The sequence below is a fragment of the Methylobacterium durans genome, assembly GCF_003173715.1.
GTDB classification, from domain to species: domain Bacteria; phylum Pseudomonadota; class Alphaproteobacteria; order Rhizobiales; family Beijerinckiaceae; genus Methylobacterium; species Methylobacterium durans.
The window spans coordinates 3,694,844-3,716,827 of the sequence record NZ_CP029550.1 but is presented as its reverse complement, the minus strand read 5'-3'; the positions used below and the strand labels follow the sequence as shown (position 1 = coordinate 3,716,827).

The window sequence follows — 21,984 nt, the reverse complement described above, 5'->3', positions numbered from 1 at the left end:
GGTCGCGACCTCCGATTCTCGCCGTGATCCCGGGGCTGCTCGGCAGCGTCCGGGATCCGGACCGACCGAGGAATCACGCCGGCGGAGGGTCAGCCCGCCTCAGCCAGCGCCTTCTCGTAGCGCCAGGCCTCCATGCCGTCCTCGTAATATCCCGGCTTGATCGCGAAGCGGTGATAGCCGCGCCGCTCGTAGAGCCGGATGCCCGCGGCGTTGTCGGCACGCACTTCGAGGCGCAGATGCGTGCAATCATGGGCGCGGGCATCCTCCTCCGCGGCATCGAGGAGCCGGCCGCCGAGGCCGAGCCCGATGCGGCTCGGCGCCACCGCGATCGAGGACAGGCGCGCCCGCCGGCTTCCCTTCCGCCGCTCCAGGGTCGCAGCACCCACGAGAACCAGCTCACCCGAATCGTCCTCCGCGAGGGCGACCAGCAGCGTCATGCTTGGCGAGCCGATGGCGTGACGGATCGCCCGCCGCTCCGCCCGATCGCTCGCGAAGGCGGCATCCTCGAGTGCGACGAGCGCGTCGAGGTCGTCGCGCGTCGCCGCGCGGATCTGGATCGCGGGCGGTCGGCTCGGCGCGAGCGTGGTCACGCGGCCGCCCAGGCGTAGGTCCAGGTCTCGGTCAGCGCACGGCCGCCCGTTCTGAGAAAGGCCCTCAGCTCGGAGGCGTCCCCGTCGGATCCCAGGCTGACATCGATCGCCGCACGCAAGCCCTTGATGTGCGGGTTCGGGGTGAGCGAGGTCGCCACTACCCGCCCGCGCGACGTCGTCGCAACGACCTCGACCCCGCTCGGGTCCGGCAGGTGATAGGCGAGATCGCCCCCGGTGAAGTCGACGAGGAAGCGGCGCGTGAGCGCGGGAGCAGCGTCGCCCACCCGGGCCGCGCCGCTCGCCGCCGCGCCGACCACGTAGGTGTTGGCGACGCGGGCGTTCCGGTGGAGGTCGTCGCGGCCGATGGCGCGCATCCGATAGGCCATGCGAAGGGGCGTGCCGGGGCGCATCGGCTCCTTTGGCCGCCAGCCGGCGACGATGTTGTCCGCCGTCTCGTTGTCGGTCGGCAACTCCATCAGCATCACGCTGCCCTCGCCCCACGACCCTTCCGGTTCGACGAAGTAGCCCGGACGGCGGTGATAGTTCGCCTCAAGATCCTGGTAATTCTCGAAGCTGCGGTCGCGCTGCATCAGGCCGAAACCCCTTGGATTCGCGTCCGCGAAGCTGGAGATCCGGCGCAGCTTCGGGTTGTCCAGGGGCCGCCAGAGCCACTCGCCCGTGCCGGCCGCCATCAGAAGCCCGTCGGAATCGTGGAGTTCGGGCCGATAATCGTCCGAGGCCTGACGGTCGTTCTCGCCGATGAAATACATCGAGGTCAGCGGTGCGAGGGCGACCGTCGCGAGTTCCCGGCGCGGGTGCAGGGCGGCGAGGACCGAGACGCTCGTCTCCTCGCCGGGCCGCACTATGAACCTGTAGGCCCCGGCCACAGAGGGGCTGTCGAGGAGCGCGTAGACGACGAGCGGATCCGAATCCGCCTCGGCCGCTTCCACCCAGAATTCCCGGAAGAAGGGAAATTCCTCGGGCCCATCGATGCCCTCCACATCGACCGCGAGGCCGCGCGCCGAGAGCCCGTAGAGCTGATCGCGACCCAGGAAGCGGTAGTAGCTGGCGCCGAGGAAGACGATCAGCTCGTCGAGGGCGTTCGGCTTGTTGAGATCCGTGTGGATGCGCAGGCCGGCGAAGCCGAGATCGACCGGCAGCGGCTTGTCGATCTTCGTGCGGCCGAAATCATACAGGCTCGGTTGGTAGGCGATCGGTGTCGAGACGCCGTGCCGAACGAGGTTCACCGTCACGGGCCGCTTGAACAGGAAGCCCAGGTGGAAGAGTTGCAGCCTGAAGGGGCTGCCGGGTGTGTTGAGGAGCGCCTTGTCCGGCCTGAACCGGATGTCGCGCCAGGCGTCATAATCGAGCTTCGAGAGCTGTGCCGGCAGGGTCGGCTCGCGCAGGTCGAACGGAGCCGACGCGAGTTCGCGGGCGCGCGCCTCGACGGCCTCGAAACCGAAGGCTCTCGGATTCCGGCCCTCCGCGCCGGCGGTCGCGGCGGCGGGGGCGAGAGTGGCGGCCGCGAGGCCCGCGACGACGGCGCGGCGGTTCAGCTCGGTCATGATCCTCGTCGCGTTGAATGGGATGCGGCAGCCCTGCCGAACCTAGCGCGGCCGTGCTTCCGGGAGGTCAGATGCCCCCTCCCCCGGCCCTTGAAAAGGCCGGGCGTGGGACGCCGCGGCGTTTCTGCAACAAATCCGTGAAAGAGCGGGGATTTCCGGGCCTACGGCCGCGTTTTTCCCTTGTGACGGGAGGCCGCCGCACGTATATCGCGCTTGCCCAATTTCGCACGTGCCTGTGGCCGCGTGTCGGTTGGTGGGCATCCGGTCAACTGCCGGACAGCCGCCAGGGGTCTTAAAGGATCGATGGTCGAAAGGGTGGATTCCCTCCGGCCGGCATCCAGGTGGCAACACCGGACCCCGACAACAACCGGCAGCCGGAGGCGAAACCGGCGAACCCCGCTCTCCACGGGGGACGCAGCTTAAAGCAACGACGAACGGGCTTTTTTGGTCTCGTCGGCCCTCCAAAGGCCGGCACCGAAGAGGCTTGTTTCTCTTTGCCCGGCGTGCGGTTGGGGTCTCCCCTTCCAATCCACGGCAGCTTCCGGGTGCTCTGCGCCCGCTCGGTATTGCGTGTCTCCAAAGCACGCGAGCCCGCGCGACGCATCGCCCCCTGACGCCGGCGGTCGTTATCGGCCGCCAGACATTCGACATCGCGCCCCGCGTGAGGGCGCCTGCGAACCTGTGGTGGGGACGTCCATGACCGATCGCATCCGCGACTTCCTGCGCGCACGCCGCGACCTCGGCCGCGACGAGGGACCCGTGATGGTCCTCGACCTCGACGTCGTGCGCGAGAACTACACCGCGTTCGCCCGCGCGCTACCCGACACCCGCGTCTTCTACGCGGTAAAGGCGAACCCGGCGCCGGAGGTGCTGCGGCTCCTCGCCGAGATGGGCTCCTGCTTCGATACGGCCTCGGTTGTCGAGATCGAGATGGCGCTCGCTGCCGGCGCCACCGCGGATCGCATCTCCTTCGGCAACACCATCAAGAAGGAGCGCTGCATCGGCCGCGCCCTCAAGCTCGGCGTGCGCCTCTTCGCCGTCGATTGCGAGGCCGAGGTCGGGAAGATCGTTCGCGCAGCCGAGGCGTCGGATATCGAGCTCGGCGACGTGAAGGTGTTCTGCCGCATCCTCTGCGACGGCGCGGGCGCCGAGTGGCCGCTCTCGCGCAAGTTCGGCTGCGTGCCGGAGATGGCGGTCGGCGTGCTGGAGCACGCCCACCGGCAGGGGCTCCACGCCTACGGCGTGTCGTTCCATGTGGGATCGCAGCAGGCGAACACGGAAGCTTGGGACGGAGCGCTTGCCTCCGCCTCCATGATCTTCCGCGAATGCGCACTGCGGGGCATCGGCCTCTCGATGGTCAACCTCGGCGGCGGCTTCCCCACCAAGTACCTTAAGCAGGTGCCGGGCGTGGAATCCTACGGCGACGCGATCTTCCGGGCGCTCACCAAGCACTTCGGCAACCAGATCCCCGAGACCATCATCGAGCCGGGCCGCGGAATGGTCGGCAATGCCGGCATCATCGAGGCCGAGGTCGTGCTCGTCTCGAAGAAGTCCGATGCCGAGGACGAAGTGCGCTGGGTCTACCTCGACATCGGCAAGTTCGGCGGTCTCGCCGAGACGATGGACGAGTCGATCCGCTACGCGATCCGGACCGATCACGACGAGGACCGGATGGCGCCCTGCGTCCTCGCCGGTCCGACCTGCGACTCCGCCGACGTCCTCTACGAGAAGGTGCACTACCCACTCCCGGTCTCCCTCTCGATTGGCGAGAAGGTCCTGATCGAGGGAGCGGGCGCCTACACCACGACCTACGCTGCGGTGGCCTTCAACGGCTTCCCACCGCTCGAGCAGATCGTGATCTGACAGCGAACCCGGGCGGCCCAACCCGCCCGGCTCCAGCGCATCGCCTGCGCCCATCCGAACCTCACCGTCCCGGACGGCCGGCCTCGAGAACGAGGCGGGTGCGAGGGCTGTCGCATCTCCCCAGAACCTCCGGGAGGCCACGGCCGTGATTGAGATCCGCGAAGAGCACCTGAGCGACGTCGCAGGGCGCGAGCGCCTGCTCGATGCCTGCTTCGGCTCATCCCGCTTCGCCAAGACCTCCGAGCGCCTGCGCGAGGGACGCCTGCCGGCGCGCGGACTCGCGCTGACCGCGACGCGCCGCGGGCGGCTCGTCGGCACCGTGCGGCTCTGGCACGTCGAAGCGGGCCCCGCCCGTCCGGCCCTCCTCCTCGGGCCGCTCGCGGTCGATCCGGCTATCCATGGCCAGGGCCTCGGCAAGGTGATGATGCACGCCGCCCTCGGCCGCGCCGAGGCGCTCGGGCACGGCGCGGTGCTGCTCGTCGGCGACGCGCCCTATTATGCCCGCTTCGGCTTCACGCCGGACGCGGCCGCCGGCCTGTGGCTGCCCGGCCCGTTCGAGCGGGAGCGCTTCCTCGGCCTCGAATTGCGGGCGGATGCACTGGCCGGAGCGGAGGGCTTGGTGCGCCCGACCGGCATCCCCGCCTCGACGGAGGCCGTGCCGGCCGTCGCGGCCGAGGCGCGACGACGCGCCGCCTGACAGGAACGGCGGGCTCCCTCGCCCTTGAGAGAGCCTGCGCGGATCGCCCTAACGTCCCGGCTCGATCGCCGGCAATTCGTTCGGCGGCAATGCCGGACCGGCGCTGGCCTGGGCCTGCGGCCCGGCAGTACCGCGGGCGCGGTTGGCGAGCGCCACGGTCAGCTTCTCGGCCGCGTCGGGCTGCATCACCGCGAGCACCTCGGCCATCTTGCGCGGGTTCATCGCGAGCACGATCGGCACCAGCACGTCGTGGTTGAGCCGGTCGAAGACGCGGGCGGCGTCCTTCGGCTTCATCGTCTCGTACATCGTGACGATGTTGCGCAGGCCCGCCTTCTCGGCCTCGGCGCGCTTCACGCCTCCCGTGTCGGCCTTGTCCTCCGCCTGCTTGAGATCGGTGAGCCCGCTCTCGAGCTTGCGTTCGGCCTCGCCCAGCATCTGCTCGCGCAGGTCGAGATCCTGGCTGCGCTGCTTCAGCGCATCGCGCCGGGCGCCGAGCTTTTCCAGGATCGCGCGCTCGGCCGGCGAGACCGGCTCGGGCATCGGCGGCTGCGCTTGCGGCGGCGGCTCCGGCGGCTTCTCCTTCTCCGGCTCCTTCGCGCTGACGGACCCCGTGGTGGTCGGGTCCAGCGGCTCGTAGCCGGTCCGGGCCTCGGCCAGGACGCGGGCGAAGCTCGGCAGGTCGGCGCCGGGCCTGTCGATATCGGTGCCGATCGCGACGAGCTTCAGCACGAGAAGCCCGCCGGCCGCGAGCGTCACGGCGTCGATCAGGCGCAGACGGAACGGGCGCTGCGGGCGGCTGCGGGCACGACCGAGGGGCGTGCGGGCCCGGGCGGCCTTCGCGAGACCCGAAGCGCTGGGCGGGGTTGCGGTCGTGCCGGTCGCAATTGTGCCCGTGGCAGGCTTCTCGCTCATGCGGCGCGGCTCCGGATGCGGCTCAGCGCCCGCTCGGACATCGCGAGCGCCGCGGCGGCAGCGGCGCCGAGACGCTCGCCGTTCGGGCTCTCGGGAATCGCGGGTGCGGCGACGACCGGCGGAGCGGGCTCGGGGGCAGGCTCGGGCCGAAAGGCGGCTCGCGGCTGGATCTGGGCCGCCGACCGGAACTCGGCGACGATCGCGCCAATCCGGGCGATCACGCCCTCGCCGGCCTGGACCTGCGCCGCGATGTCGGTTGCGTAGCGCTCGGCGGTGCCGAGGCGCTCGGCCAGGGTCCGATCGCCCTCGGCGAGCGCGCCGCGCAGACCGACGATCGCCCGCTCGGCATTGCTCGTCGCCACCATCAGGTCGCCGATCGTCTGGCGGAGCGCCGCCTCGTCGCCCTTGAGCTGCGCGATCCGGCGCGAGAGCCGGAGCGAGGTCACGATCGTCGCCATGAGGAGCACGGCGACGAGGACATCCGCGAGGAGCGTGACCAGGAGACTCATGACGCTACCCGTCGTTACGATTGTTCATCGAGGCTTCGAAGGCCTGCAGCGTGGTGCGCGAGCGGCGCAGGGGCCGCGTCACCTGCACCGCGATGTTGTCGTCGACCCGCCCGATCCGGCCCTGCGTCAGGGCCCAGTCGCCGCAGCGGACGGTGATCAGGTCCGTGGGCTTGGCGTCGAACATCAGGGTATCGCCGACCTTCAGCGCCATAACGCGCTTCAGGGGCAGCATCATCTCATGCAGCACGGCGTCCATCGTGACGTCCGCCTGCCAGATCTCGGTGGCGAGATGGCCTTCCCAGACCTGATCGCGCCCGAGCTTCTCACCCATGAAGCTCTGCATGAGCAGTTCACGGATCGGCTCGATCGTCGCGTAGGGAAACAGGATCTGCAGGAGGCCGCCGCGCCCGTCCATGTCGAGGCGCAGGCCGATCAGGATCGCAGCGTTGGCGGGCCGCGTGATCGTGGCGAAGCGCGGGTTCGTCTCGATCCGGTCGATCAGGAACCGCACCGGCGAGAGCGGCTGGAACGACAGCTCCAGGTCGCCGAGGATGATCTCGACGAGGCGCCGTACGAGCTGCATCTCGATCGTCGTGAAGGGCCGCCCGTCGAGCCGGCTCGACGAGCCGCCGCGCTTGCCGCCGAGCAGAAGATCGAGGGTCGAGTAGGCGAGATTCGACTCGACCGTGACGAGGCCGGAATTCTCCCACGCATCCGCCCGGAAGACGCCGAGCAGGGTCGGCAGCGGGATCGCATTGAGGTAATCGCCGAACCGAACAGAGGTGATGTTGTCGAGCGTGACCTCGACGTTGTCCTGGAAGAAGTTGCGCAAGCTGGTCGACAGCAACCGGATCATCCGGTCGAAGACGATCTCCAGCATGGGCAGGCGTTCGTACTGAACGACGCCCGAATCGACGATGGCACGCACGCCGCCCGCGCCCGACGCCGACAGCTCGCGCAGCGAGAAGCCGAGGACGCCGTCAATCTCTTCCTGGTTGAGGATGCGGTCGTTGCCGGCGAGTTCGGGGAGATTGTCGGTCTCCCCATCCTCGATCATCGTCGCCCACTCGGCGGCGACGTCGCTGGCGTTGCGGGTGGTGCCCTGCTCGGCCAGCGCCGCACCCCATTCCTCGGCGAGCGACGCGTCGCCCCCGCCCTCGCCGTTCTGCTCGAGCAGCGCGGCGGACCAGTCGTCCTCCATATTGGGATCGTCGGGTTCCATGGTGCTCTCGACAATCCGCTACTGGATGATCACGTCCTTGAAGAGCACCGCCTCGACCCGCGCAGGGTGCAGCGCGATGTTGACCCGCCGCAGCAATTCCTCGCGCAGCCGGTAGAGGCCGATCGAGCCGGAGAGGTCGCTCGCACGGATCTCCCGCATGTAGACCTGAAGCGTGTCCTCGACCCGCGGCATCAGCGGTTTCACCTCGGCCTCGACCTTGGCGTCGCGCAGCTCGAGCGCGATCCGGAGCTTGGCGAAGCGCGCCTTGTCCTGACCGAGTTCGGGGGTGAGGTTGAGCACCATCTCACGCACGTCGAGGAAGACGGCCGTCTTGCGCACTTCCACCGGCTGGGCGGCCTGCTCTGCCTCGGCGTGGGCCGCGGCCCGCTTCTTCATGACGAAGAAGCCGCCGCCTCCACCGATTGCGAGCAGGGCCGCGACGGCGATGACGACGAGCTTCTTCTTGCTTTTCGGGGCTTCGCCCTCACCGCCCTCGCCTTCGGCGGGCGCCTTCTTCGGCTTCTTGGCCATGACGCGTCTTCGGAGCTCCGGCGCCGGAACCGCGGGTTGTGTGCGGAGTCCGGTCCTACGATCAGGTATTCGCGCGTACGGTTAATGACCGGTTAAGCCGGCAATTCCTGCCGGGCGATGTTTGCCGGGAGGCGCATCCGGGACACAGTCGGGGGATGGGCGCCTGCGTCGCAAACCATTGCGATAAAGAGCGAAACGGAACCTTTGCCTGTTGGCACGCCGGATGCGGGTAACGTTAACGGCGCCGCCCGCGCCGGTCCGGGTTCAAGCGATGCAGAACGCCCTCTTCGTCGGTACGTCGAGCCAGGTCGCGCTCCAGCGCGAGCTCGACGTGATCGCCAACAACATGGCGAACGTCTCGACCACCGGTTTCAAGGCCCGCAACACCCGCTTTCAGGAATATCTGATGCCGGTGGCGAGCGCGGATTCCTTCAAGACGTCGGACCGGCGCCTCTCCTACGTGATCGATCAGGGCACGGTGCTCGATCTCGGCCAGGGACCGATCGAGCAGACGGGCAACCCGCTCCATGTGGCGATCCGGGGCGACGCCTTCCTGACGGTGCAGACACCGCAGGGGCCGCGCTACACCCGCAACGGCGCCTTCGAGCTCGATGCGCAGGGCAACCTCGTCACGAGCGATGGCTACGCCGTCCAGGGCGAGGCCGGCCCGATCGCGATCAACCCCCAGGAGACGGGTCTCTCGATCGGTCCGGACGGCACGGTCTCGACCAATCTCGGCATCCGCGGCCGCATCCGCCTCGTCACCTTCGCCAACGCGCAACGGCTCCAGAACGAGGGCGCGAACCTCTATTCCTCCGCCGACCAGCCTCAGCCCGCCGGCCTCGCGGGCCGGCTCGAGTCCGGGGCGCTCGAGCGCTCCAACGTCAAGCCAGTCATCGAGATGACCCGCCTGATGGACGTCAACCGCAGCTACGCGATGGTCTCCAGTGTGATCTCGCGCCTCGACGATCTGCGGGGCACGGCGATCCGCCGCCTCGCCGACGTCGCCTGAACCCGGGAGTAGGCCGACATGCGCGCCCTCTACGCCGCTGCCACCGGCATGGCGGCCCAGGAACTCAACGTCCAGGTCATCTCGAACAACATCGCGAACCTGCGCACCACCGGCTACAAACGGCAGGCCCCGCATTTCCAGGATCTGCTCTACCAGAACCTGCGCCGGTCCGGCTCCTCGACCTCGGACCAGAACACGCAGCTCCCGGCGGGCCTCGCCCTCGGCTCCGGCGTGAAGACGGTTTCGACGGCCCGGATCATGTCGCAGGGGACTCTGACCTCGACGGAGAAGGATTACGACGTCGCGGTCCGCGGCGAGGGCTACTTCCGGGTGACCATGCCGGACGGGCGCACCGCCTACACCCGCGACGGCTCGTTCGACCTCTCGGCGCAGGGGCAGCTCGTGACACGCGACGGCTACCTCGTCGATCCCGGCGTCACCGTGCCGAACACCGCGACCTCCGTTCAGATCAGCGCCACCGGCGCCGTGCAGGCGACGCTGCCGGGCCAGACCGCGCCGCAGGCGCTCGGCCAGTTCCAGCTCTCCCGCTTCGTCAACAAGGTCGGCCTCGAATCGATCGGCGACAACCTGTTCGTCGAGACGGCCGCCTCGGGACCCGCCATCAACGGCCTGCCGGGCTCGGAGGGCTTCGGCAACCTGCAGCAGGCCTATCTTGAGGAGGCGAACGTCAACGCCGTCACCGAGATCTCATCGCTGATCGCCGCGCAGCGCGCCTACGAGATGAACTCGAAGGTCGTGACCGCCGCCGATCAGATGCTCTCCACCACCTCGCAGATGTTCCGCAGCTAACCGAACAGCGTGCGCACGATGCCCGTTCTCGCCGACCCCCTCGACTCGAACCCGACCGACCTGATGCTGGCTCTCGCCGATCAGAGGCAGCCGCGCGTCGCGCCCCTCTCCGTCGGCGTGCTCGGGCGCCTCACCGCCACGCTGATCGCGCTCGCGGCCATCGGTTACTTCACGCTGCCGGCCTTCGCGGCCGACGCGCTCCGCCTGCGCGGCGACGTGACCGCCCGCGGCGACGTGCTGACCCTCGGCGATCTCGTCGAGGGAGCGGGCACGGGCATCGCCGGCAAGCCCCTGTTCCGGGCGCCAGCGCTCGGCGCCACCGGCACGATCCAGAGCCGCCGCATCCTCGACGCGGTCGCCGCGCTCGGGCTCGGCCCCGTGGAGACCGGCGGCCGCGTGCAGATCGCCGTCCAGCGGGCCGCCCGCCGCGTCGGAGCCCCGGAGATCGAGGCCGCCCTGAAGCGGGCGCTCGAGACGGGCCAGGGCCTCGATCCGCGCGTGCTCAGCATCCGCCTCGACGGCGAGACGCCGACGCTGCTCGCGCCCGTCGACCTGAACGGCGCGGCCGCCGCCCTCGACGTGGTCTACGAGCCGCGCTCACGCCGCGTCTCGGGCCTGATCAGCCTCGGCGAGCGGCAGGCCTCGCTGCGCGTCTCCGGCCTCGTCGTCGAGATGCGCGAGGTCGCGGTCCTCGCCCGCGCCGTGAAGAGCGGCGAGCCGATCACGAGCGCCGACGTCACGCTCGAGCGCCGCCCCCGCGAGGGATCGCCGCCCGACGCGCAAGGAAATCTCGCCGCCATCGCCGGCGAGGTCGCCCAGCGCACGCTCGCCGCCGGGACGGTCCTCCGCATGAGCGACACCGCGCCGCCGGAACTCGTCGGCCGCGGGGAGGCCGTCACCATCGTCTACGAGACGCCGGGCGTCAGCCTGTCGATGCGGGGGCAGGCGAACGAGGCCGGCCGCCTCGGGTCGACGGTCAGCGTGCTCAACGTCGCCTCGAAGAAGACGCTCCAGGCCGTCGTGGTCGGGGCCGCCCGCGTCTCCGTCGGGCCCGCTGCCCCGCAGCGCCAAGCGAGCGCGGGCCTGCCCGCGCCGATCCGCTGAGATCAACGTCCCGAACGAGTGATGCGTCCAATGCCCGTCCTCCACCGCCCCCTCGTCCTCGCCGCCCTGGTCGCCGTCTCGGCCGGTCTCGGCGCCTGCAACACGGCCGACCGCCTCTCCCAGGTCGGCGAGCGGCCGGCCCTGTCGGCGATCGAGGATCCGACCGCCCAGGCCGGCTACAAGCCGGTCCGCCTGCCGATGCCGGAGGTGCAGCCCGTCTCCTACGCGCCGAACTCGCTCTGGCGGACGGGATCGCGGGCCTTCTTCAAGGATCAGCGCGCGGCGCGGATCGGCGATCTCGTGACGGTGAAGGTCAACGTCACCGACAAGGCGAACCTGAACAACGAGACCAAGCGCTCGCGCCAGAACACCGAAGGCTTCGGATTGCCGAACGCCTTCGGCCTGGAAAACGGCGCGAAGACGGCCGGCATCGCCGCCGACAAGCTCATCAACGCGACCTCCACCAGCGCCAGCGATGGCGCCGGGTCGGTTCAGCGCGCCGAGCAGGTGACGACGAACATCGCCGCCATCGTCACGCAGGTGCTGCCGAACGGCAACCTCGTCGTCGAGGGCAAGCAGGAGATCCGCGTCAACTTCGAGGTCCGTGAACTCGTCGTGGCGGGCGTTGTCCGGCCCGAGGATATCGAGTCGGACAACACGATCGACTCGGCCAAGATCGCCCAGGCGCGCATCGCCTATGGCGGCCGAGGACAGATCACGGATGTGCAGCAGCCCCGCTACGGTCAGCAGATCGTCGACATCCTGCTGCCGTTTTGAGGATCGTCCCTCAATGCTCCGTGCCGGGCCGGTTGGGGCGCGGCTCGGCGCCATGCTGTTGCGTGAAGGACGAGCGGAGCGGATCGTTCTTCGACGCGGCGACCCGCGAGCGCTGCCACATGGCGAAGCCGATGCCGATGACGAGCGTCGCCACAGCGAGCACGATGATCAGTATGTTGTTGTCCATTTCCACATCCTCGCGTGAAGTTTCTGCGTCGGGAATGGACGGCCGCGCTCAAAGTTCCTGCGTTATATTAGTCGAAGCTTGTCCGTACTGCGCCGCATTGCAGCGAAAACAGAGCAGAGCCTGGTTTTCTTTCCCACCCAAGCGGAAGACCCTGCCGTGCCGCCGATATTCGCGGAACGAAAGGCAGGCTTTGTACGCTACCGCTCAGTCGTCCCGGTAAACCCGCTCGCGGCGCTCGTGGCGCTCCTGAGCCTCCAGGGACAGGGTCGCGATCGGCCGGGCGTCGAGCCGCTTGAGCGAGATGGGCTCGCCCGTCTCCTCGCAATAGCCGTAGGACCCGTCCTCCAGGCGCGCGAGCGCGGCGTCGATCTTGCCGGTGAGCTTGCGCTGCCGGTCGCGGGCGCGGAGTTCGATCGCCCGGTCCGTCTCCGAGGAGGCGCGGTCGGCGAGGTCGGGGTGGTTCTCGTTCTCGCTCTGGAGCGCGACCAGGGTGTCCTGCGCCTCGCGCAGGATGTCGTTCTTCCAGCCGAGCAATTTGCGCCGAAAGTACTCGCGCTGCCGCTCGTTCATGAAGGGCTCGTTGTCCGTCGGAACGTAGCCGTCCTCGAGCGTCACCTTCGCCATCGTCGCCCTCACACTTCCCGTATAGTCGGTCCGCAACGATATTTTCGAGCCGTATAGTCGAGGTCTCGGGTCTCGACAACGGATGTCGTCCGTCTGGCGTCATCAGGGCCGTGGATGCCGCACGGAATGCGGCAAACACGCCACGGTGGCAGGCCCTGCAACGATGGTGACGACATCAGTCTTTGGCTCGCTCCATCACCGGGATCAACCAATCCAGAGGCTTCACGAAGTCCTTCGTCGAACGTGTCAGCCGGCTCGCGATCTCCCGAGCTTCGCGAGTTCGACGGCCGCCCGCAGTTCGATCTCGGCCATGAGCGTATCGAGGCGCGGATCCCCGCTGAGGCTCGCCCGCTCGGAGAGGCGCCGGGCGACGACCTGCAATTCATGCGCCGGCACGCGGCCCATCAGGATCGCCGCCTTGAGCCGGTCGAGACCGTCGAGGAGGTCGTGGCCGCGGCGGGCGAAACGGCGGCGACGGTCGCCGGGAGATTCCTCACCGTTCTGGAGCATCAGCACGGCGTCGAGGCCGGCCAGCGTCGTGGTGGCGGCCGGTGCGTGGGCGGAACCGCCGGCCTCCGAGGCGTCGAGGCTGAAGGCGCGCCCTCCCTCGGTCCGGCGGCCCGCGGATGCGGCGGCCGGTCCCTGGGCGGCAAGGCGGGTATCGACACGCATCTCAGCTCACGGATCCGAATTCGGCGGGCGCCCCGTCGCCCGTCGCGAAACTGTCCGGCGACGATGGTTAACCGACGGTAAACGGCTCGGCAGATCCTGCCGGGTCGGCAGGACAGGCCCGGGCCACCGGCGACCACTGGCGCGGCGACCCCGAGATAAAGCCTTTCACCATCAGACACTTCTGTCATCTCATGGGGTGGCACGGTCCTAGCAGGGTCGAGGGAACCCGTTTCCGTGCGATGCCCGGCATGCCCTTCAACCTCCGTACGATCTGGCTTCTGACACTCGGCGCCCTGCTCGCATGGACGGGCCCGGCGCTCGCCCTCTCGCGGGTGAAGGATCTCGCCTCGATCGAAGGCGTGCGCCAGAACCAGCTCGTCGGCTACGGCATCGTTGTCGGTCTCAACGGGACCGGCGACACGCTCAACAACATTCCCTTCACCAAGCAATCGCTCCAGGCGATGCTGGAACGGCTCGGCGTCAACACCCGCGGCGCCACGATGCGCACCCAGAACCTCGCGGCCGTGATGGTCACCGCGAGCCTTCCGCCCTTTGCCGCGCAGGGCACCCGCATCGACGTGACGGTCTCCTCGCTCGGCGACGCCAAATCGCTCCAGGGTGGCACTCTCCTCGTCACGCCCCTGCTCGGTGCCGATGGCGAGGTCTACGCGCTGGCACAGGGATCGGTGGCGATCGCGGGCTTCGCCGCCGAGGGCGAGGCAGCCAAGATTACCCGGGGTGTCCCGACGAACGGGCGCATCGCGAACGGTGCCAATATCGAGCGCGAGATCGCGTTCCGGTTGAACGACGCGCGCTCCCTGCGTCTCTCCCTGCGCAACCCCGACTTCACCACCTCGAAGCGGATCGCCGCTGCCATCAACGATTTCATGGGGGCGGACACCGCCGAGCCGAGTGATCCGGCCACGGTCACGATCCAGATTCCAGCCCGCTACCAGGGCAACATGATCCGCCTCGTCACCGACGTGGAGCAGCTCAAGGTCGAGCCCGACCAGACCGCCAAGGTCATCGTCGACGAGCGGTCCGGCATCATCGTGATGGGCCGCGACGTCCGCGTCTCGACGGTCGCCATCGCGCAGGGGAACCTGACCGTCACGATCACCGAGCAGCCGCAGGTCAGCCAGCCGAACCCGCTGTCCAACGGCGAGACCGTGATCGTGCCCCGCAGCGCCGTGAAGGTCGATACGGGCGACGGCAACAAGCTCGCCCTCGTGAAGGAGGGCGTGACCCTGCGCGAGCTCGTCGACGGGCTGAACGCCCTCGGCGTCGGCCCCCGCGACCTCATCTCGATCCTTCAGGCCATCAAGGCAGCGGGCGCCCTCCAGGCCGACATCGACGTGATGTGATGGCCTCCACCCCTCTCCCTGACGCGAGGTGAAACGATGCTCCCGCTCGCAACCTTCGCCGCCTCGGCGGCCATCGGTGTCGGCAAGGCGATCGCCGGCTCGGTCGCGGCCGCCGCCGCGAAGCCCGACGCGTCCGAGGCCAGCAAGGCCAAGGCCCGCAAGACCGCAACCGAGTTCGAATCGATGTTCCTGGAGCAGTCCCTCGACCGGCTGACGCAGTCCGAGGGGACGGACGGGCCGCTCGGCGAGAACGGCACCGGAGGCGGCGTCTACCGCTCGATGCTGACGAAGGAATACGCGACGCAGGTCGTCAAATCCGGCGGCGTCGGCATCGCCGACCAAGTCTACCGCGAGATGATGCGCCTGCAGGAGGGCAGCCGTGGCTGACCGGGCCGGAACACAACCCCGCATTGCAGATCGCGCCGCCGCAGAGGCCCTCGTGGCCGAGATGATCGCGATCATGAGCGATCTCGAAACGGTCCTCGCCGCGGAGTGCGATCATATCAAGGTCGGGCGGCTCCGCGACGGACTCAGCCTCTCCGACCGCAAGGGCGCCCTCGCGTCCGCCTACCTCCAGGGCCTCGAGAATGTGAAGCTCAATGCCGTCGCGCTCGCCCGCTTCGCGCCGCAGGGGGTCGCGGCGCTGAAGGCGGCCCACCAGCGCTTCACGCAATCCGTCGCGGCGAACCAGACCGTGCTCGCGACGGCCAAGACCGTGTCGGAGGGCCTGATCCGGTCGCTCGCCGACGAGATCGGCCGGAACCGCGCACCGACCGTCTACGGCGCGCCCTCGGTCGCGCCCTCTCCCTACGGCAGGGGTACGAGCAGCGGCCCGCTGGTGCTCTCGCGCAGCCTCTGAGCGCCCGTCAGGGGCGCCCGTGCCCCATGCGCACGAAGGCGCGCACCGGGCCGATGTCGGATTCGGTGCGCGTGTCGATCGCGAAGCGGCCCGCGGCCGAGGGCGCGGCCCGCGTATCGGCGCCCGCCCGGACGTCGAGCCCGGCGCCGACCCGGCCCGACAGGCGGAAGCAGGTACGGCTGCCCTTCTGGCGCACGAAGCCGGCTCCCTGCTCCGGGCAGGGTTCGAGCGCGTCGGCCGCGGGCCTGCGCGCCGGCTCGCGTGCCAGCGCGGGCAGCGAGCCGACGAGAACGGCCGCGAGGAGCGCGGCTCCGAGGTGACGGGATGGGATGCGGAGCCCGGCGACGGTCCGCCGCGTCGTGCCCGAACGCGTCACGCCGCGCGACGCGCGAGATCGCGATGCAGGTCGTCGATATGCCCCTCGACCGCGTCGAGGAAGGCGTCGAACTCGGGCGCGCGGAGCCTCAGGCGGGCGAGGTCGCGCAGGAGGATGTCGAGGGCGATGACCTTGTCCCCGGGCTCGGGAAAATCCGAGACGTAGGCATCCACGGCGGCCTCGGCCTCCAGGACCGCCCAGGCCCGCGACCCGTCCGCGACGTGGCGAACGGCCTCGATCGGCTGAGCAAGCTGTTGCATGGCGTCCTCCCGCTCGGTCCTGCGGCGTCCTTTCCCACCGCGAGCGATCTGCTGACGCCCTCAAGGCGGCGACAATATGGTCGCGCGGGAGGATGCCGGCACTCGGGCGAGGGATCGGCTGGGGCTGGCTGTCACCGCACGGTGCGGGAGCGGACCGAATGATCCCGATCAGAGGTAGTTCACGAGCGAGAGCTTCGAGAGCATCGAGGTGACCTGATAGCTCGCCTGGAGACGGTTCTGCACGGCGAGGAGCTTCGCCGCCACGTCCTCCATCGGCGCGGTCTCGATGCCGTCGAGGCTGTCCTGAAGCGTCGCACGGGTCGTGCGGTTGTGATCCTCGGCGCCGGAGAGCGCGGCCGAGGCGAGGCTGTAGTCGCTCGCGATCTCGGGCAGGCCGGGGGAGGTCTTGGCGTTCGTCAGGATCGCCGAGGTGCGGTCGGCGAGCGCCGCGAAGCGGTCGTTGGTGACGGCGCCGGCCGGATCGGCCAGCATCTCGACGGCGAGCGCCGCCATTCCCGCGAGCGCCTCCTGGAAGGCCGGCTCGTTGGCGCGCCCGCCCACCGCGAGGTCGCGGTTCGCTCCGATCCGGACGGCGGCGGTGTCGCGGGCGGCCGTGCCCGAATCCTCGCCCTGGTACCAGATCACGGTCTTGTTCTGCGGCGCCTGGGCGAAGACCGGGGTGCCGGACGCGGACGTGGTGATCCGCCGCGGCTCGAACCCCGCCACCGGAGAGCCCGCGAAGAAATCCTTCGAGGCGCGCGTGGTCGAGCTCGCCGAGAGAGGGCCGGAGGCGGCCGTCTGCAGTGCGGTCTTCAGGGTGTTGCCGAGATTCTGCGCGGTCGCCGCCGTGTCCGCGCCGATCACGAACTCGCCGGGCGAACCCGTCGCGGGCGGGGCCTTGGCGGTCAGCGTCACCTTCGTCGTCGTGCCGTCGTGCAGCTTCAGGCTGATCGTGACCGTGTCGCCGGGATTGGGCTGCGTGTTCACCGCGATGTCGTAGGCGGCCGGCTGGCCGCCGCTGAAGGTCGCAGTGATGGCGGGCGTCGCCGCGCTCTGGAAGCTCGCGACCTCGCCGCCGAGCGCGTTGAGGGCGGCGCTCGCGGCGGCCGCGCTCGGGTAGAGGGGAAAGCTGTCGGTCGAGCCGGGCGGAACGGGGTTGCGCACCGTGAGGTCGAGGGTCTTCTGGCTGCCATCCGGCTGGTTGACGACGACGCGGAAGCTCTCGCCCACCTGCGGGGCGCGATTGAGGGCGGCCGTGGTCGGGGCGGAGGCGGAATTCTGCGTCACCGCGATGCCGGTGCCGGTGGCGACCGGCGCCTGGGCGAAGCGGAATCCGAAATTGGCGCGGCTCTCCCCGGTCGGGTCGTTCGGGTCCTCGCCGAGCCGGAGCGTGGTGCCGCCGGCGGGAGCCGGGGTCAGCTTCAGCCGGCCGGTATTGTCCGGCGCGCCGAGATCGGCCGCCTTCTGCTCCTGCACGAGGGTCGTCAGGCCCGCGAGTCCCTTCGCCGCGTCGCCCTTGAGGATGGTGTCGCTCGACAGGACGGGCGGGATGTCGGTGATGCGGCCGCCGAACAGGTACTGGCCGGCCGATTGCTGGTTCAGCGTGTCGAGGGCGGCATCGAGGGTGGTGCGGGCGAGCTGCGCGTTGGTGGTCGCGCTGGCGCTGCCCAGGATGTTGTTGCTCAGGCCCGTGCCGAGGGTGGTCGAGAGCTGGATGACTTGGCTCACGCTCGCGCTGGCGAGCGCGACCCGTGTCTTCGCGCTGTCGATCGCCGCGTCGTAGCCGTCGAGGGCGCTCAGGGTCGCGTGGGCGCTCAGGCTGGTGACGCGCCCGGAGCCGAGCCCGCCATAGGTCTCCGAGGCGCGCCCCGTCGAGAGCTGGGTCGAGAGCGTGTCGATCTGGTCCTTCAGGTTGACGATGTTCTGCGTGTTCCGGTTCGTGATGTAACTGCCGGCCGCGAAGGAGGAGATCGTCGTCATGGCTGCCCTCAGATCCGCAGGAGGGTGTCGAGCATGTCGCGGGCGGCGGTCAGCACGCGGGCATTGGCGGTGTAGGCGGTCTGCAGCTCGATCAGGCGTGACATCTCCTCGTCGATGTTGACGCCCGCGCTCGCCGAGAACCTCCCTTGAGCCGTGGCGAGCGCCACGCTCTGGCCCTCGTTCAGGCTCTGGGCGTTGACCGAGGCCGCGCCCTGCGCCGCGACGATGTCCTGCGCGAAGCCGATGACGCTGGCGCTGTGCGGAGCGTCGATGCCGCCGATCCCGCTCGCCGACGAGAAGGTCTGCTTGGCGCCCGTCAGGGCGTCGTACAGGAAGAGCGGACGCACCGTGTCCGGCGAGGTGCTGGTGGCGCTCGCCGCGACGAGGCTCGCCGTGTTGTTGGCGACCGCCGGGTTCACGGCGAGGCGCTGCGCCAAGCCGGTCAGCTGCGAGCCGCCGTCCAGGAACCCGGTGACGAGGGCGTTCGTCCCGTCGGTGAAGAGCGGGATGTAGGGAAAGCCCGACGACACGTCGCTCGCGGAGAACGGCACGGTGATGCCCGCACGCCCCCCGCGACGTCCCAAGTGCCGGGGCTCGCGAAGCGGACCGTCGAGCCGCCGACCGTGCTCGCGGTGATGTCGAGGGCTGGCGTGGTGCGCGCCCCGATCGCCGTGAGGGCGGCCTGCAGCGCCGAGCCGTAGCTCGCGGGACCGCCGGAAATGTCGAAGGTCTGCGCGAGCGCCGAGGAATCGACCGTCTGCGACGGGTCGACCGGCCGGGTGGCCGAATTCGAAGCGACCAGGATCACGTTGCGCACCGCGCCGCCGGCGAGCTGGACCGGCACCGTGATCGTGTTGCCGGCCTTGATCCCGGACACATCGAGATCGACCTGCGGGCCGGTGGCCCCGTTGGTCACGGTCCCCGCGACCTGCTTGTCGGTGAGCGCGCGCGCGAGGCCGGCGGCGAGGTCGTCGAGCTGGCGCTGCGCCTGCGGCAGGATCGTGTCGCGCAATTCGAACTCGGCCGCGATCGTGCCGGAGCGCAGGGTGCCGGGCTCGCCGAGATCGATCACGGCACCGCCCGGCGTCGTCGCCGTGATGGTGCCGACGCCGCGCTTGGCCGGGTCCGAGGAATAGGCGGAATTGGCGTTGAGCGTGCCGCGCCCGTCGAAGCTGAGGGTCGCGGCAAGGCCCCGGTCGACCAGGGTGACGCCGGAGGTCGTCAGCACGCTCACCGTGCCGTCGCGCTGCGCCACCGTCTTCACGTCGAAGTAGCTCGAGAGCTGCGTGATCTGCTGGTCGCGCTGGTCGAGGATCGCCGCGCGGACCGCGTCGTCCGAGGTGCTGGTGGCCTTGATGTTGAGATCGGCGATCGAGGCGAGGATGTTGCTCGCGTCCCGCGTCTCGGTGCCGAGACGGCTCTCGACGCCGCTGCGGAGCTCCTGGACGCTGTCGGCGATGCTGCCGATCTGGCCCGCGAGCGTCGCCGCGCTCTGCACCGCGGTCGTGCGGGCAGCCGTCGAGTTGGTGTTGGCGGCGAGCGTCTGCAGCGCCTGCGTGAAGGTGTTGAGGACCCCGTCCAGCGCCGTCGCGGAGCCCGGGGTCCCGTAGAGCTTGTCGATCTGCGCGATCACGTCGGCCCGGACAGCGGTGTAGGCCGCACCGGCGGATTCGAGGCGAAGCTGCTTCAGCGCGGCCTCGTCGAAGGTGCGCGTCACCGTGCCGACGGCGACGCCGTTGTTGCCGGCCCCCTGCGAGACCGGCGTCAGGGTGCGGCGGACGTAGCCCGCCGTGCCCGCATTCGCCACGTTCTGCGAGACGATCCCGATGGCGGCCTGCATGGCCTGCAGGCCGGCCGTCGCCGTGCCGAGGGCGTTCACCGACATGTCACCCCTCCCGGCCGGGCTCGCTCATGGATCGCGGCACGCCGCCGTCAGCGGATCACGTTGAGCAGATCGGACATCATCTGCTGCGCGGTCGACATGACGCGCGTGTTCGCAGAGTAGGCCTGCTGCGTTACGATCATCTTAGAGAATTCACCGGCAATGTCGGTGTTCGACTGCTCGACGTTGCCGCCGACCACCGTCGAGCCCTGCAGCCCGGTCAGGGGCACGCCGGAATCGATCGTCTGCTGGTAATTGCCCTCGGAATCCGGCTTCAGCCCGTCCGGATTGACGAAGCGCACCAGGCCGACGGTGGCGATGGGCAGGGCCGACCCGTTCGAGTAATTGCCGACGATCTTGCCGTCGGCCGTCACCGAGACGTTGTTGAGATCACCCTTGGTGTAGCCGTTCTGCGAGAGCGTGTTGGTGCTCGATTTGCCGGTCGCGTCGGAATATTCGGTGAGCCCGTTCTTGCCGATGTTGACGATGACGTTGCCGAGGCTGGTGTTGTCGACCGTCAGGTTCGCGATCGTCACCTTGGCGGGCATCGTCGGGACCGCCTGGCCCGCGAGATCGAAGCCGAAGCCGGTGCCGGCATTCGTCCAGGCGGTGCTCGCGCCGGTACCGCTGCTCGTGTTCGCGTAGTAGAGGTTCCAGACCGCAGGCTGCGTGGTCGACGCGTCCTGGATCTTCGCCCAGCGGGTCGTCAGCGAGAGCGGGGCGCCGCTCTCGGTGTAGACCGTCAGCGAGGGGCCGGCGATGCTGTTCGAGATGAAGTCCGCGGCGTTCGCCGCCGGGATCTGGAGCCCGTCCGTACGCGTGCCATCGACCGCCATCACGACCGGCGACGGCGTGATGGTGGCGGGCGGCGCGTAGAGAGCGGAGCCCGTCGTCGGGGAATTCGCCGTGATGGGCGTCTTCGGCAGGTTCGCCGTGTAGGTGATCTCGGTCGAGGCCCGGGCCGGCAGGGTCGCATTCGAGACCTTGACCGGGCCGGTGGTCGTCACCTGTCCGGTGACGGGATCGAGGTTCTCGCCCTGGAGGTAACCGCCCGCGCCGTTGACGAGGTAGCCGTCCTTGTCGACCGTGAAGTCGCCGCGCCGCGTGTAGAGGTTGGCGCCCGAGAAGCTCGGCTGGCCGTTGGCGTCGCCGGTCTTCTTCTGCACCACGAAGAAGCCGTCGCCGTTGATCGCCATGTTGGTGGAGACGTTGGTGGCCGCGATGTTGCCCTGCAGCGTGTTCGTCAGCTGCGCCTGGGCCAGCACCGTGCCGGCGACCTCGTGCTTCGGCGTCTGCTCGGCGATGAGATCGACGAAGCTCGTGTCGATGCGCTTGTAGCCCGTCGTCTGCGAGTTCGCGATGTTCCCCGAGATGTTGCCGATGGCGTAGGACTGCGCCTTCAGTCCGGTGACCGCCGTCTGCAGCGCGGTGAAGATATCCATGGCTTGATGATCCGGCCTGAACGCGATGGGCACCGCGATGCGACGGGTGCCCGCCTTCTCGGGCTGGCAATGCCCGTGCCAGCGCCAAGCCATTGAAATATCAGGGACCTGCGGCGAGGCCCGGCAGGAATGACGCGGCCGCGCCGTGCCCGGCCGGCAGCTTTTGCCGGGCGGCGCCGGGCCCGTCGCCCCGTTTACGGGCCGTTATCGCCGGACTGTCTAGAATGGTCCCGAACGTTGGCGGACCAATGCAGTCATGCGCGCGAAACGGACGAGCCTCGTCCACCTGATTTATTTCTCACGTCTGAACCTGTCCTCGGATCCGCAGCTCCGCGCGAGCCAGCTCGGCGACATCACGCGGCAGGCGCAGAAGAAGAACGAGTTCGCCGTGATCACGAGCTTCCTGCTCATCGAGCAGAATTTCGCTGCGCAGGTGATCGAGGGCGAGCGGACCTCGATTCAGGAGGCGTTCAACCGGATCGTCGAGGACCAGCGCCACCGCGACGTCCAGATCTGCGAGTGGCGCGAGATCGCCAAGCGCGAGTTCGTGCATTCCTTCAAGACCGGCCTGCGCAACACCGCGACCGAGACCCTGTTCAACAAGGCCAACCTCCTGCCGATGCTCCAGCGCGGCACGCCGAAGGCGAGCGCGATCCACGGCCTCGCGATCGGCCTCCAGGCCGACGCGATGTCGAAGCAGGGCATCGACCACCTGTTCATCTGAGACCGACATCCGCCGCGACCCA

The 21,984-nt window shown here is 69.4% G+C and carries 25 protein-coding genes; 10 read left to right on the top strand and 15 right to left on the bottom strand.

Annotated elements, in window-relative coordinates; genetic code table 11:
* Positions 1 to 89: 89 nt before the first annotated feature.
* Positions 90 to 590, bottom strand: coding sequence for a GNAT family N-acetyltransferase (locus tag DK389_RS17000; RefSeq protein ID WP_109891320.1), 501 nt, complete (start codon positions 588 to 590; stop codon positions 90 to 92).
* The gene (locus DK389_RS16995; protein ID WP_109891318.1) at positions 587 to 2,155 is read right to left on the bottom strand and encodes a glucan biosynthesis protein G; all 1,569 of its coding nucleotides are present in this window, start codon (positions 2,153 to 2,155) and stop codon (positions 587 to 589) included. Before DK389_RS16995 ends, DK389_RS17000 begins: the two co-directional genes overlap by 4 nt.
* A 696-nt stretch (positions 2,156 to 2,851) precedes the next feature.
* Here DK389_RS16995 and DK389_RS16990 point away from each other — a divergent pair.
* Entirely contained in the window at positions 2,852 to 4,018 is a 1,167-nt protein-coding gene (locus tag DK389_RS16990) for a type III PLP-dependent enzyme (RefSeq protein WP_109891316.1), read from the top strand.
* Between the two features lie 145 nt (positions 4,019 to 4,163).
* On the top strand, positions 4,164 to 4,715 hold the full coding sequence (locus DK389_RS16985) for a GNAT family N-acetyltransferase (RefSeq protein ID WP_109891314.1): 552 nt from the start codon (positions 4,164 to 4,166) through the stop codon (positions 4,713 to 4,715).
* Between the two features lie 48 nt (positions 4,716 to 4,763).
* On the opposite strand, the gene DK389_RS16980 is transcribed toward DK389_RS16985, so the two are convergent.
* The 4 genes from DK389_RS16980 to fliL are packed head-to-tail and all read right to left on the bottom strand — an operon-like array spanning position 4,764 to position 7,889.
* A complete protein-coding gene (locus DK389_RS16980) occupies positions 4,764 to 5,627 on the bottom strand; it encodes a MotE family protein (protein WP_236960132.1) in 864 nt (287 codons plus the stop codon).
* Positions 5,624 to 6,136 (bottom strand): DUF6468 domain-containing protein, encoded by a 513-nt coding sequence (locus DK389_RS16975; protein ID WP_109891312.1) that lies wholly within the window; start codon positions 6,134 to 6,136, stop codon positions 5,624 to 5,626. The genes DK389_RS16980 and DK389_RS16975 overlap by 4 nt, the downstream gene beginning before the upstream one ends.
* Before the next feature lie 4 nt (positions 6,137 to 6,140).
* Entirely contained in the window at positions 6,141 to 7,358 is a 1,218-nt protein-coding gene (gene fliM, locus DK389_RS16970) for a flagellar motor switch protein FliM (RefSeq protein WP_109891310.1), read from the bottom strand.
* 18 nt (positions 7,359 to 7,376) lie between these two features.
* Positions 7,377 to 7,889 (bottom strand): flagellar basal body-associated protein FliL, encoded by a 513-nt coding sequence (fliL, locus tag DK389_RS16965; RefSeq protein ID WP_109891308.1) that lies wholly within the window; start codon positions 7,887 to 7,889, stop codon positions 7,377 to 7,379.
* Positions 7,890 to 8,160: 271 nt separating this feature from the next.
* Between fliL and flgF the strand changes: the two genes are divergently transcribed.
* From flgF to flgH, 4 genes are all read left to right on the top strand, one after another.
* Complete coding sequence (flgF, locus tag DK389_RS16960; RefSeq protein ID WP_109891306.1) at positions 8,161 to 8,901, top strand: flagellar basal-body rod protein FlgF; 741 nt, start codon at positions 8,161 to 8,163, stop codon at positions 8,899 to 8,901.
* Positions 8,902 to 8,919: 18 nt separating this feature from the next.
* The gene (gene flgG, locus DK389_RS16955) at positions 8,920 to 9,711 is read left to right on the top strand and encodes a flagellar basal-body rod protein FlgG (protein WP_109891304.1); all 792 of its coding nucleotides are present in this window, start codon (positions 8,920 to 8,922) and stop codon (positions 9,709 to 9,711) included.
* 63 nt (positions 9,712 to 9,774) lie between these two features.
* On the top strand, positions 9,775 to 10,815 hold the full coding sequence (gene flgA / locus DK389_RS16950; protein WP_109896482.1) for a flagellar basal body P-ring formation chaperone FlgA: 1,041 nt from the start codon (positions 9,775 to 9,777) through the stop codon (positions 10,813 to 10,815).
* A gap of 30 nt (positions 10,816 to 10,845) precedes the next feature.
* On the top strand, positions 10,846 to 11,592 hold the full coding sequence (flgH, locus tag DK389_RS16945; protein ID WP_109891302.1) for a flagellar basal body L-ring protein FlgH: 747 nt from the start codon (positions 10,846 to 10,848) through the stop codon (positions 11,590 to 11,592).
* Between the two features lie 10 nt (positions 11,593 to 11,602).
* Here flgH and DK389_RS33460 read toward each other — a convergent pair whose 3' ends face one another.
* The 3 genes from DK389_RS33460 to DK389_RS16935 form a co-directional block, all read right to left on the bottom strand.
* Positions 11,603 to 11,779, bottom strand: a complete 177-nt coding sequence (locus tag DK389_RS33460; protein ID WP_194075086.1) for a hypothetical protein — start codon at positions 11,777 to 11,779, stop codon at positions 11,603 to 11,605.
* Between the two features lie 204 nt (positions 11,780 to 11,983).
* Positions 11,984 to 12,403 (bottom strand): RNA polymerase-binding protein DksA, encoded by a 420-nt coding sequence (dksA, locus tag DK389_RS16940; RefSeq protein WP_109891300.1) that lies wholly within the window; start codon positions 12,401 to 12,403, stop codon positions 11,984 to 11,986.
* A 246-nt stretch (positions 12,404 to 12,649) separates the two neighbouring features.
* Positions 12,650 to 13,075, bottom strand: a complete 426-nt coding sequence (locus DK389_RS16935) for a flagellar assembly protein FliX (protein WP_109891298.1) — start codon at positions 13,073 to 13,075, stop codon at positions 12,650 to 12,652.
* 239 nt (positions 13,076 to 13,314) lie between these two features.
* Here DK389_RS16935 and DK389_RS16930 point away from each other — a divergent pair, with 239 nt between their 5' ends.
* Genes DK389_RS16930 through DK389_RS16920 form a run of 3 tightly spaced genes read left to right on the top strand, consistent with a single transcriptional unit; the run spans position 13,315 to position 15,298 of the window.
* On the top strand, positions 13,315 to 14,439 hold the full coding sequence (locus DK389_RS16930; protein WP_418291950.1) for a flagellar basal body P-ring protein FlgI: 1,125 nt from the start codon (positions 13,315 to 13,317) through the stop codon (positions 14,437 to 14,439).
* Between the two features lie 36 nt (positions 14,440 to 14,475).
* Positions 14,476 to 14,826, top strand: a complete 351-nt coding sequence (locus DK389_RS16925; RefSeq protein WP_109891296.1) for a rod-binding protein — start codon at positions 14,476 to 14,478, stop codon at positions 14,824 to 14,826.
* Positions 14,819 to 15,298: a hypothetical protein gene (locus DK389_RS16920; RefSeq protein ID WP_109891294.1), complete on the top strand. Its 480-nt coding sequence runs from the start codon at positions 14,819 to 14,821 to the stop codon at positions 15,296 to 15,298. Before DK389_RS16925 ends, DK389_RS16920 begins: the two co-directional genes overlap by 8 nt.
* 7 nt (positions 15,299 to 15,305) lie before the next feature.
* Here the strand turns inward: DK389_RS16920 and DK389_RS16915 are convergent, their stop codons facing one another.
* The 6 genes from DK389_RS16915 to DK389_RS16895 form a co-directional block, all read right to left on the bottom strand.
* Positions 15,306 to 15,674: a porin gene (locus tag DK389_RS16915; protein ID WP_236960131.1), complete on the bottom strand. Its 369-nt coding sequence runs from the start codon at positions 15,672 to 15,674 to the stop codon at positions 15,306 to 15,308.
* The gene (locus tag DK389_RS16910; RefSeq protein ID WP_109891292.1) at positions 15,671 to 15,934 is read right to left on the bottom strand and encodes a hypothetical protein; all 264 of its coding nucleotides are present in this window, start codon (positions 15,932 to 15,934) and stop codon (positions 15,671 to 15,673) included. The genes DK389_RS16915 and DK389_RS16910 overlap by 4 nt, the downstream gene beginning before the upstream one ends.
* A 168-nt stretch (positions 15,935 to 16,102) precedes the next feature.
* Complete coding sequence (locus tag DK389_RS16905) at positions 16,103 to 17,914, bottom strand: hypothetical protein (RefSeq protein WP_109891290.1); 1,812 nt, start codon at positions 17,912 to 17,914, stop codon at positions 16,103 to 16,105.
* 8 nt (positions 17,915 to 17,922) lie between these two features.
* On the bottom strand, positions 17,923 to 18,444 hold the full coding sequence (locus DK389_RS35285; RefSeq protein ID WP_335645474.1) for a flagellar basal body rod C-terminal domain-containing protein: 522 nt from the start codon (positions 18,442 to 18,444) through the stop codon (positions 17,923 to 17,925).
* Positions 18,357 to 19,799, bottom strand: coding sequence for a flagellar hook-associated protein FlgK (gene flgK, locus DK389_RS16900; protein ID WP_335645473.1), 1,443 nt, complete (start codon positions 19,797 to 19,799; stop codon positions 18,357 to 18,359). The genes DK389_RS35285 and flgK overlap by 88 nt, the downstream gene beginning before the upstream one ends.
* 47 nt (positions 19,800 to 19,846) lie before the next feature.
* Positions 19,847 to 21,238, bottom strand: a complete 1,392-nt coding sequence (locus DK389_RS16895) for a flagellar hook protein FlgE (RefSeq protein WP_109896476.1) — start codon at positions 21,236 to 21,238, stop codon at positions 19,847 to 19,849.
* A gap of 256 nt (positions 21,239 to 21,494) precedes the next feature.
* Between DK389_RS16895 and DK389_RS16890 the strand changes: the two genes are divergently transcribed.
* Entirely contained in the window at positions 21,495 to 21,962 is a 468-nt protein-coding gene (locus tag DK389_RS16890) for a BLUF domain-containing protein (RefSeq protein ID WP_109891286.1), read from the top strand.
* The last annotated feature ends 22 nt before the right edge of the window (positions 21,963 to 21,984 follow it).

Bases quoted from the DNA above. Each gene is read 5' to 3' on its own strand.
- DK389_RS16995 (WP_109891318.1), bottom strand. From the start codon at position 2,155: ATGACCGAGCTGAACCGCCGCGCCGTCGTCGCGGGCCTCGCGGCCGCC.
- flgF (WP_109891306.1), top strand. From the start codon at position 8,161: ATGCAGAACGCCCTCTTCGTCGGTACGTCGAGCCAGGTCGCGCTCCAG.
- dksA (WP_109891300.1), bottom strand. From the start codon at position 12,403: ATGGCGAAGGTGACGCTCGAGGACGGCTACGTTCCGACGGACAACGAG.
- flgG (WP_109891304.1), top strand. From the start codon at position 8,920: ATGCGCGCCCTCTACGCCGCTGCCACCGGCATGGCGGCCCAGGAACTC.
- flgH (WP_109891302.1), top strand. From the start codon at position 10,846: ATGCCCGTCCTCCACCGCCCCCTCGTCCTCGCCGCCCTGGTCGCCGTC.
- DK389_RS16905 (WP_109891290.1), bottom strand. From the start codon at position 17,914: ATGACGACGATCTCCTCCTTCGCGGCCGGCAGTTACATCACGAACCGG.
- DK389_RS33460 (WP_194075086.1), bottom strand. From the start codon at position 11,779: ATGGACAACAACATACTGATCATCGTGCTCGCTGTGGCGACGCTCGTC.
- fliL (WP_109891308.1), bottom strand. From the start codon at position 7,889: ATGGCCAAGAAGCCGAAGAAGGCGCCCGCCGAAGGCGAGGGCGGTGAG.
- DK389_RS16935 (WP_109891298.1), bottom strand. From the start codon at position 13,075: ATGCGTGTCGATACCCGCCTTGCCGCCCAGGGACCGGCCGCCGCATCC.
- DK389_RS16930 (WP_418291950.1), top strand. From the start codon at position 13,315: ATGCCCGGCATGCCCTTCAACCTCCGTACGATCTGGCTTCTGACACTC.
- DK389_RS16975 (WP_109891312.1), bottom strand. From the start codon at position 6,136: ATGAGTCTCCTGGTCACGCTCCTCGCGGATGTCCTCGTCGCCGTGCTC.
- flgK (WP_335645473.1), bottom strand. From the start codon at position 19,799: ATGTCGGTGAACGCCCTCGGCACGGCGACGGCCGGCCTGCAGGCCATG.
- DK389_RS16910 (WP_109891292.1), bottom strand. From the start codon at position 15,934: ATGCAACAGCTTGCTCAGCCGATCGAGGCCGTTCGCCACGTCGCGGAC.
- DK389_RS16890 (WP_109891286.1), top strand. From the start codon at position 21,495: ATGCGCGCGAAACGGACGAGCCTCGTCCACCTGATTTATTTCTCACGT.
- fliM (WP_109891310.1), bottom strand. From the start codon at position 7,358: ATGGAACCCGACGATCCCAATATGGAGGACGACTGGTCCGCCGCGCTG.
- DK389_RS16895 (WP_109896476.1), bottom strand. From the start codon at position 21,238: ATGGATATCTTCACCGCGCTGCAGACGGCGGTCACCGGACTGAAGGCG.
- DK389_RS16925 (WP_109891296.1), top strand. From the start codon at position 14,476: ATGCTCCCGCTCGCAACCTTCGCCGCCTCGGCGGCCATCGGTGTCGGC.
- DK389_RS16990 (WP_109891316.1), top strand. From the start codon at position 2,852: ATGACCGATCGCATCCGCGACTTCCTGCGCGCACGCCGCGACCTCGGC.
- DK389_RS16980 (WP_236960132.1), bottom strand. From the start codon at position 5,627: ATGAGCGAGAAGCCTGCCACGGGCACAATTGCGACCGGCACGACCGCA.
- flgA (WP_109896482.1), top strand. From the start codon at position 9,775: ATGCTGGCTCTCGCCGATCAGAGGCAGCCGCGCGTCGCGCCCCTCTCC.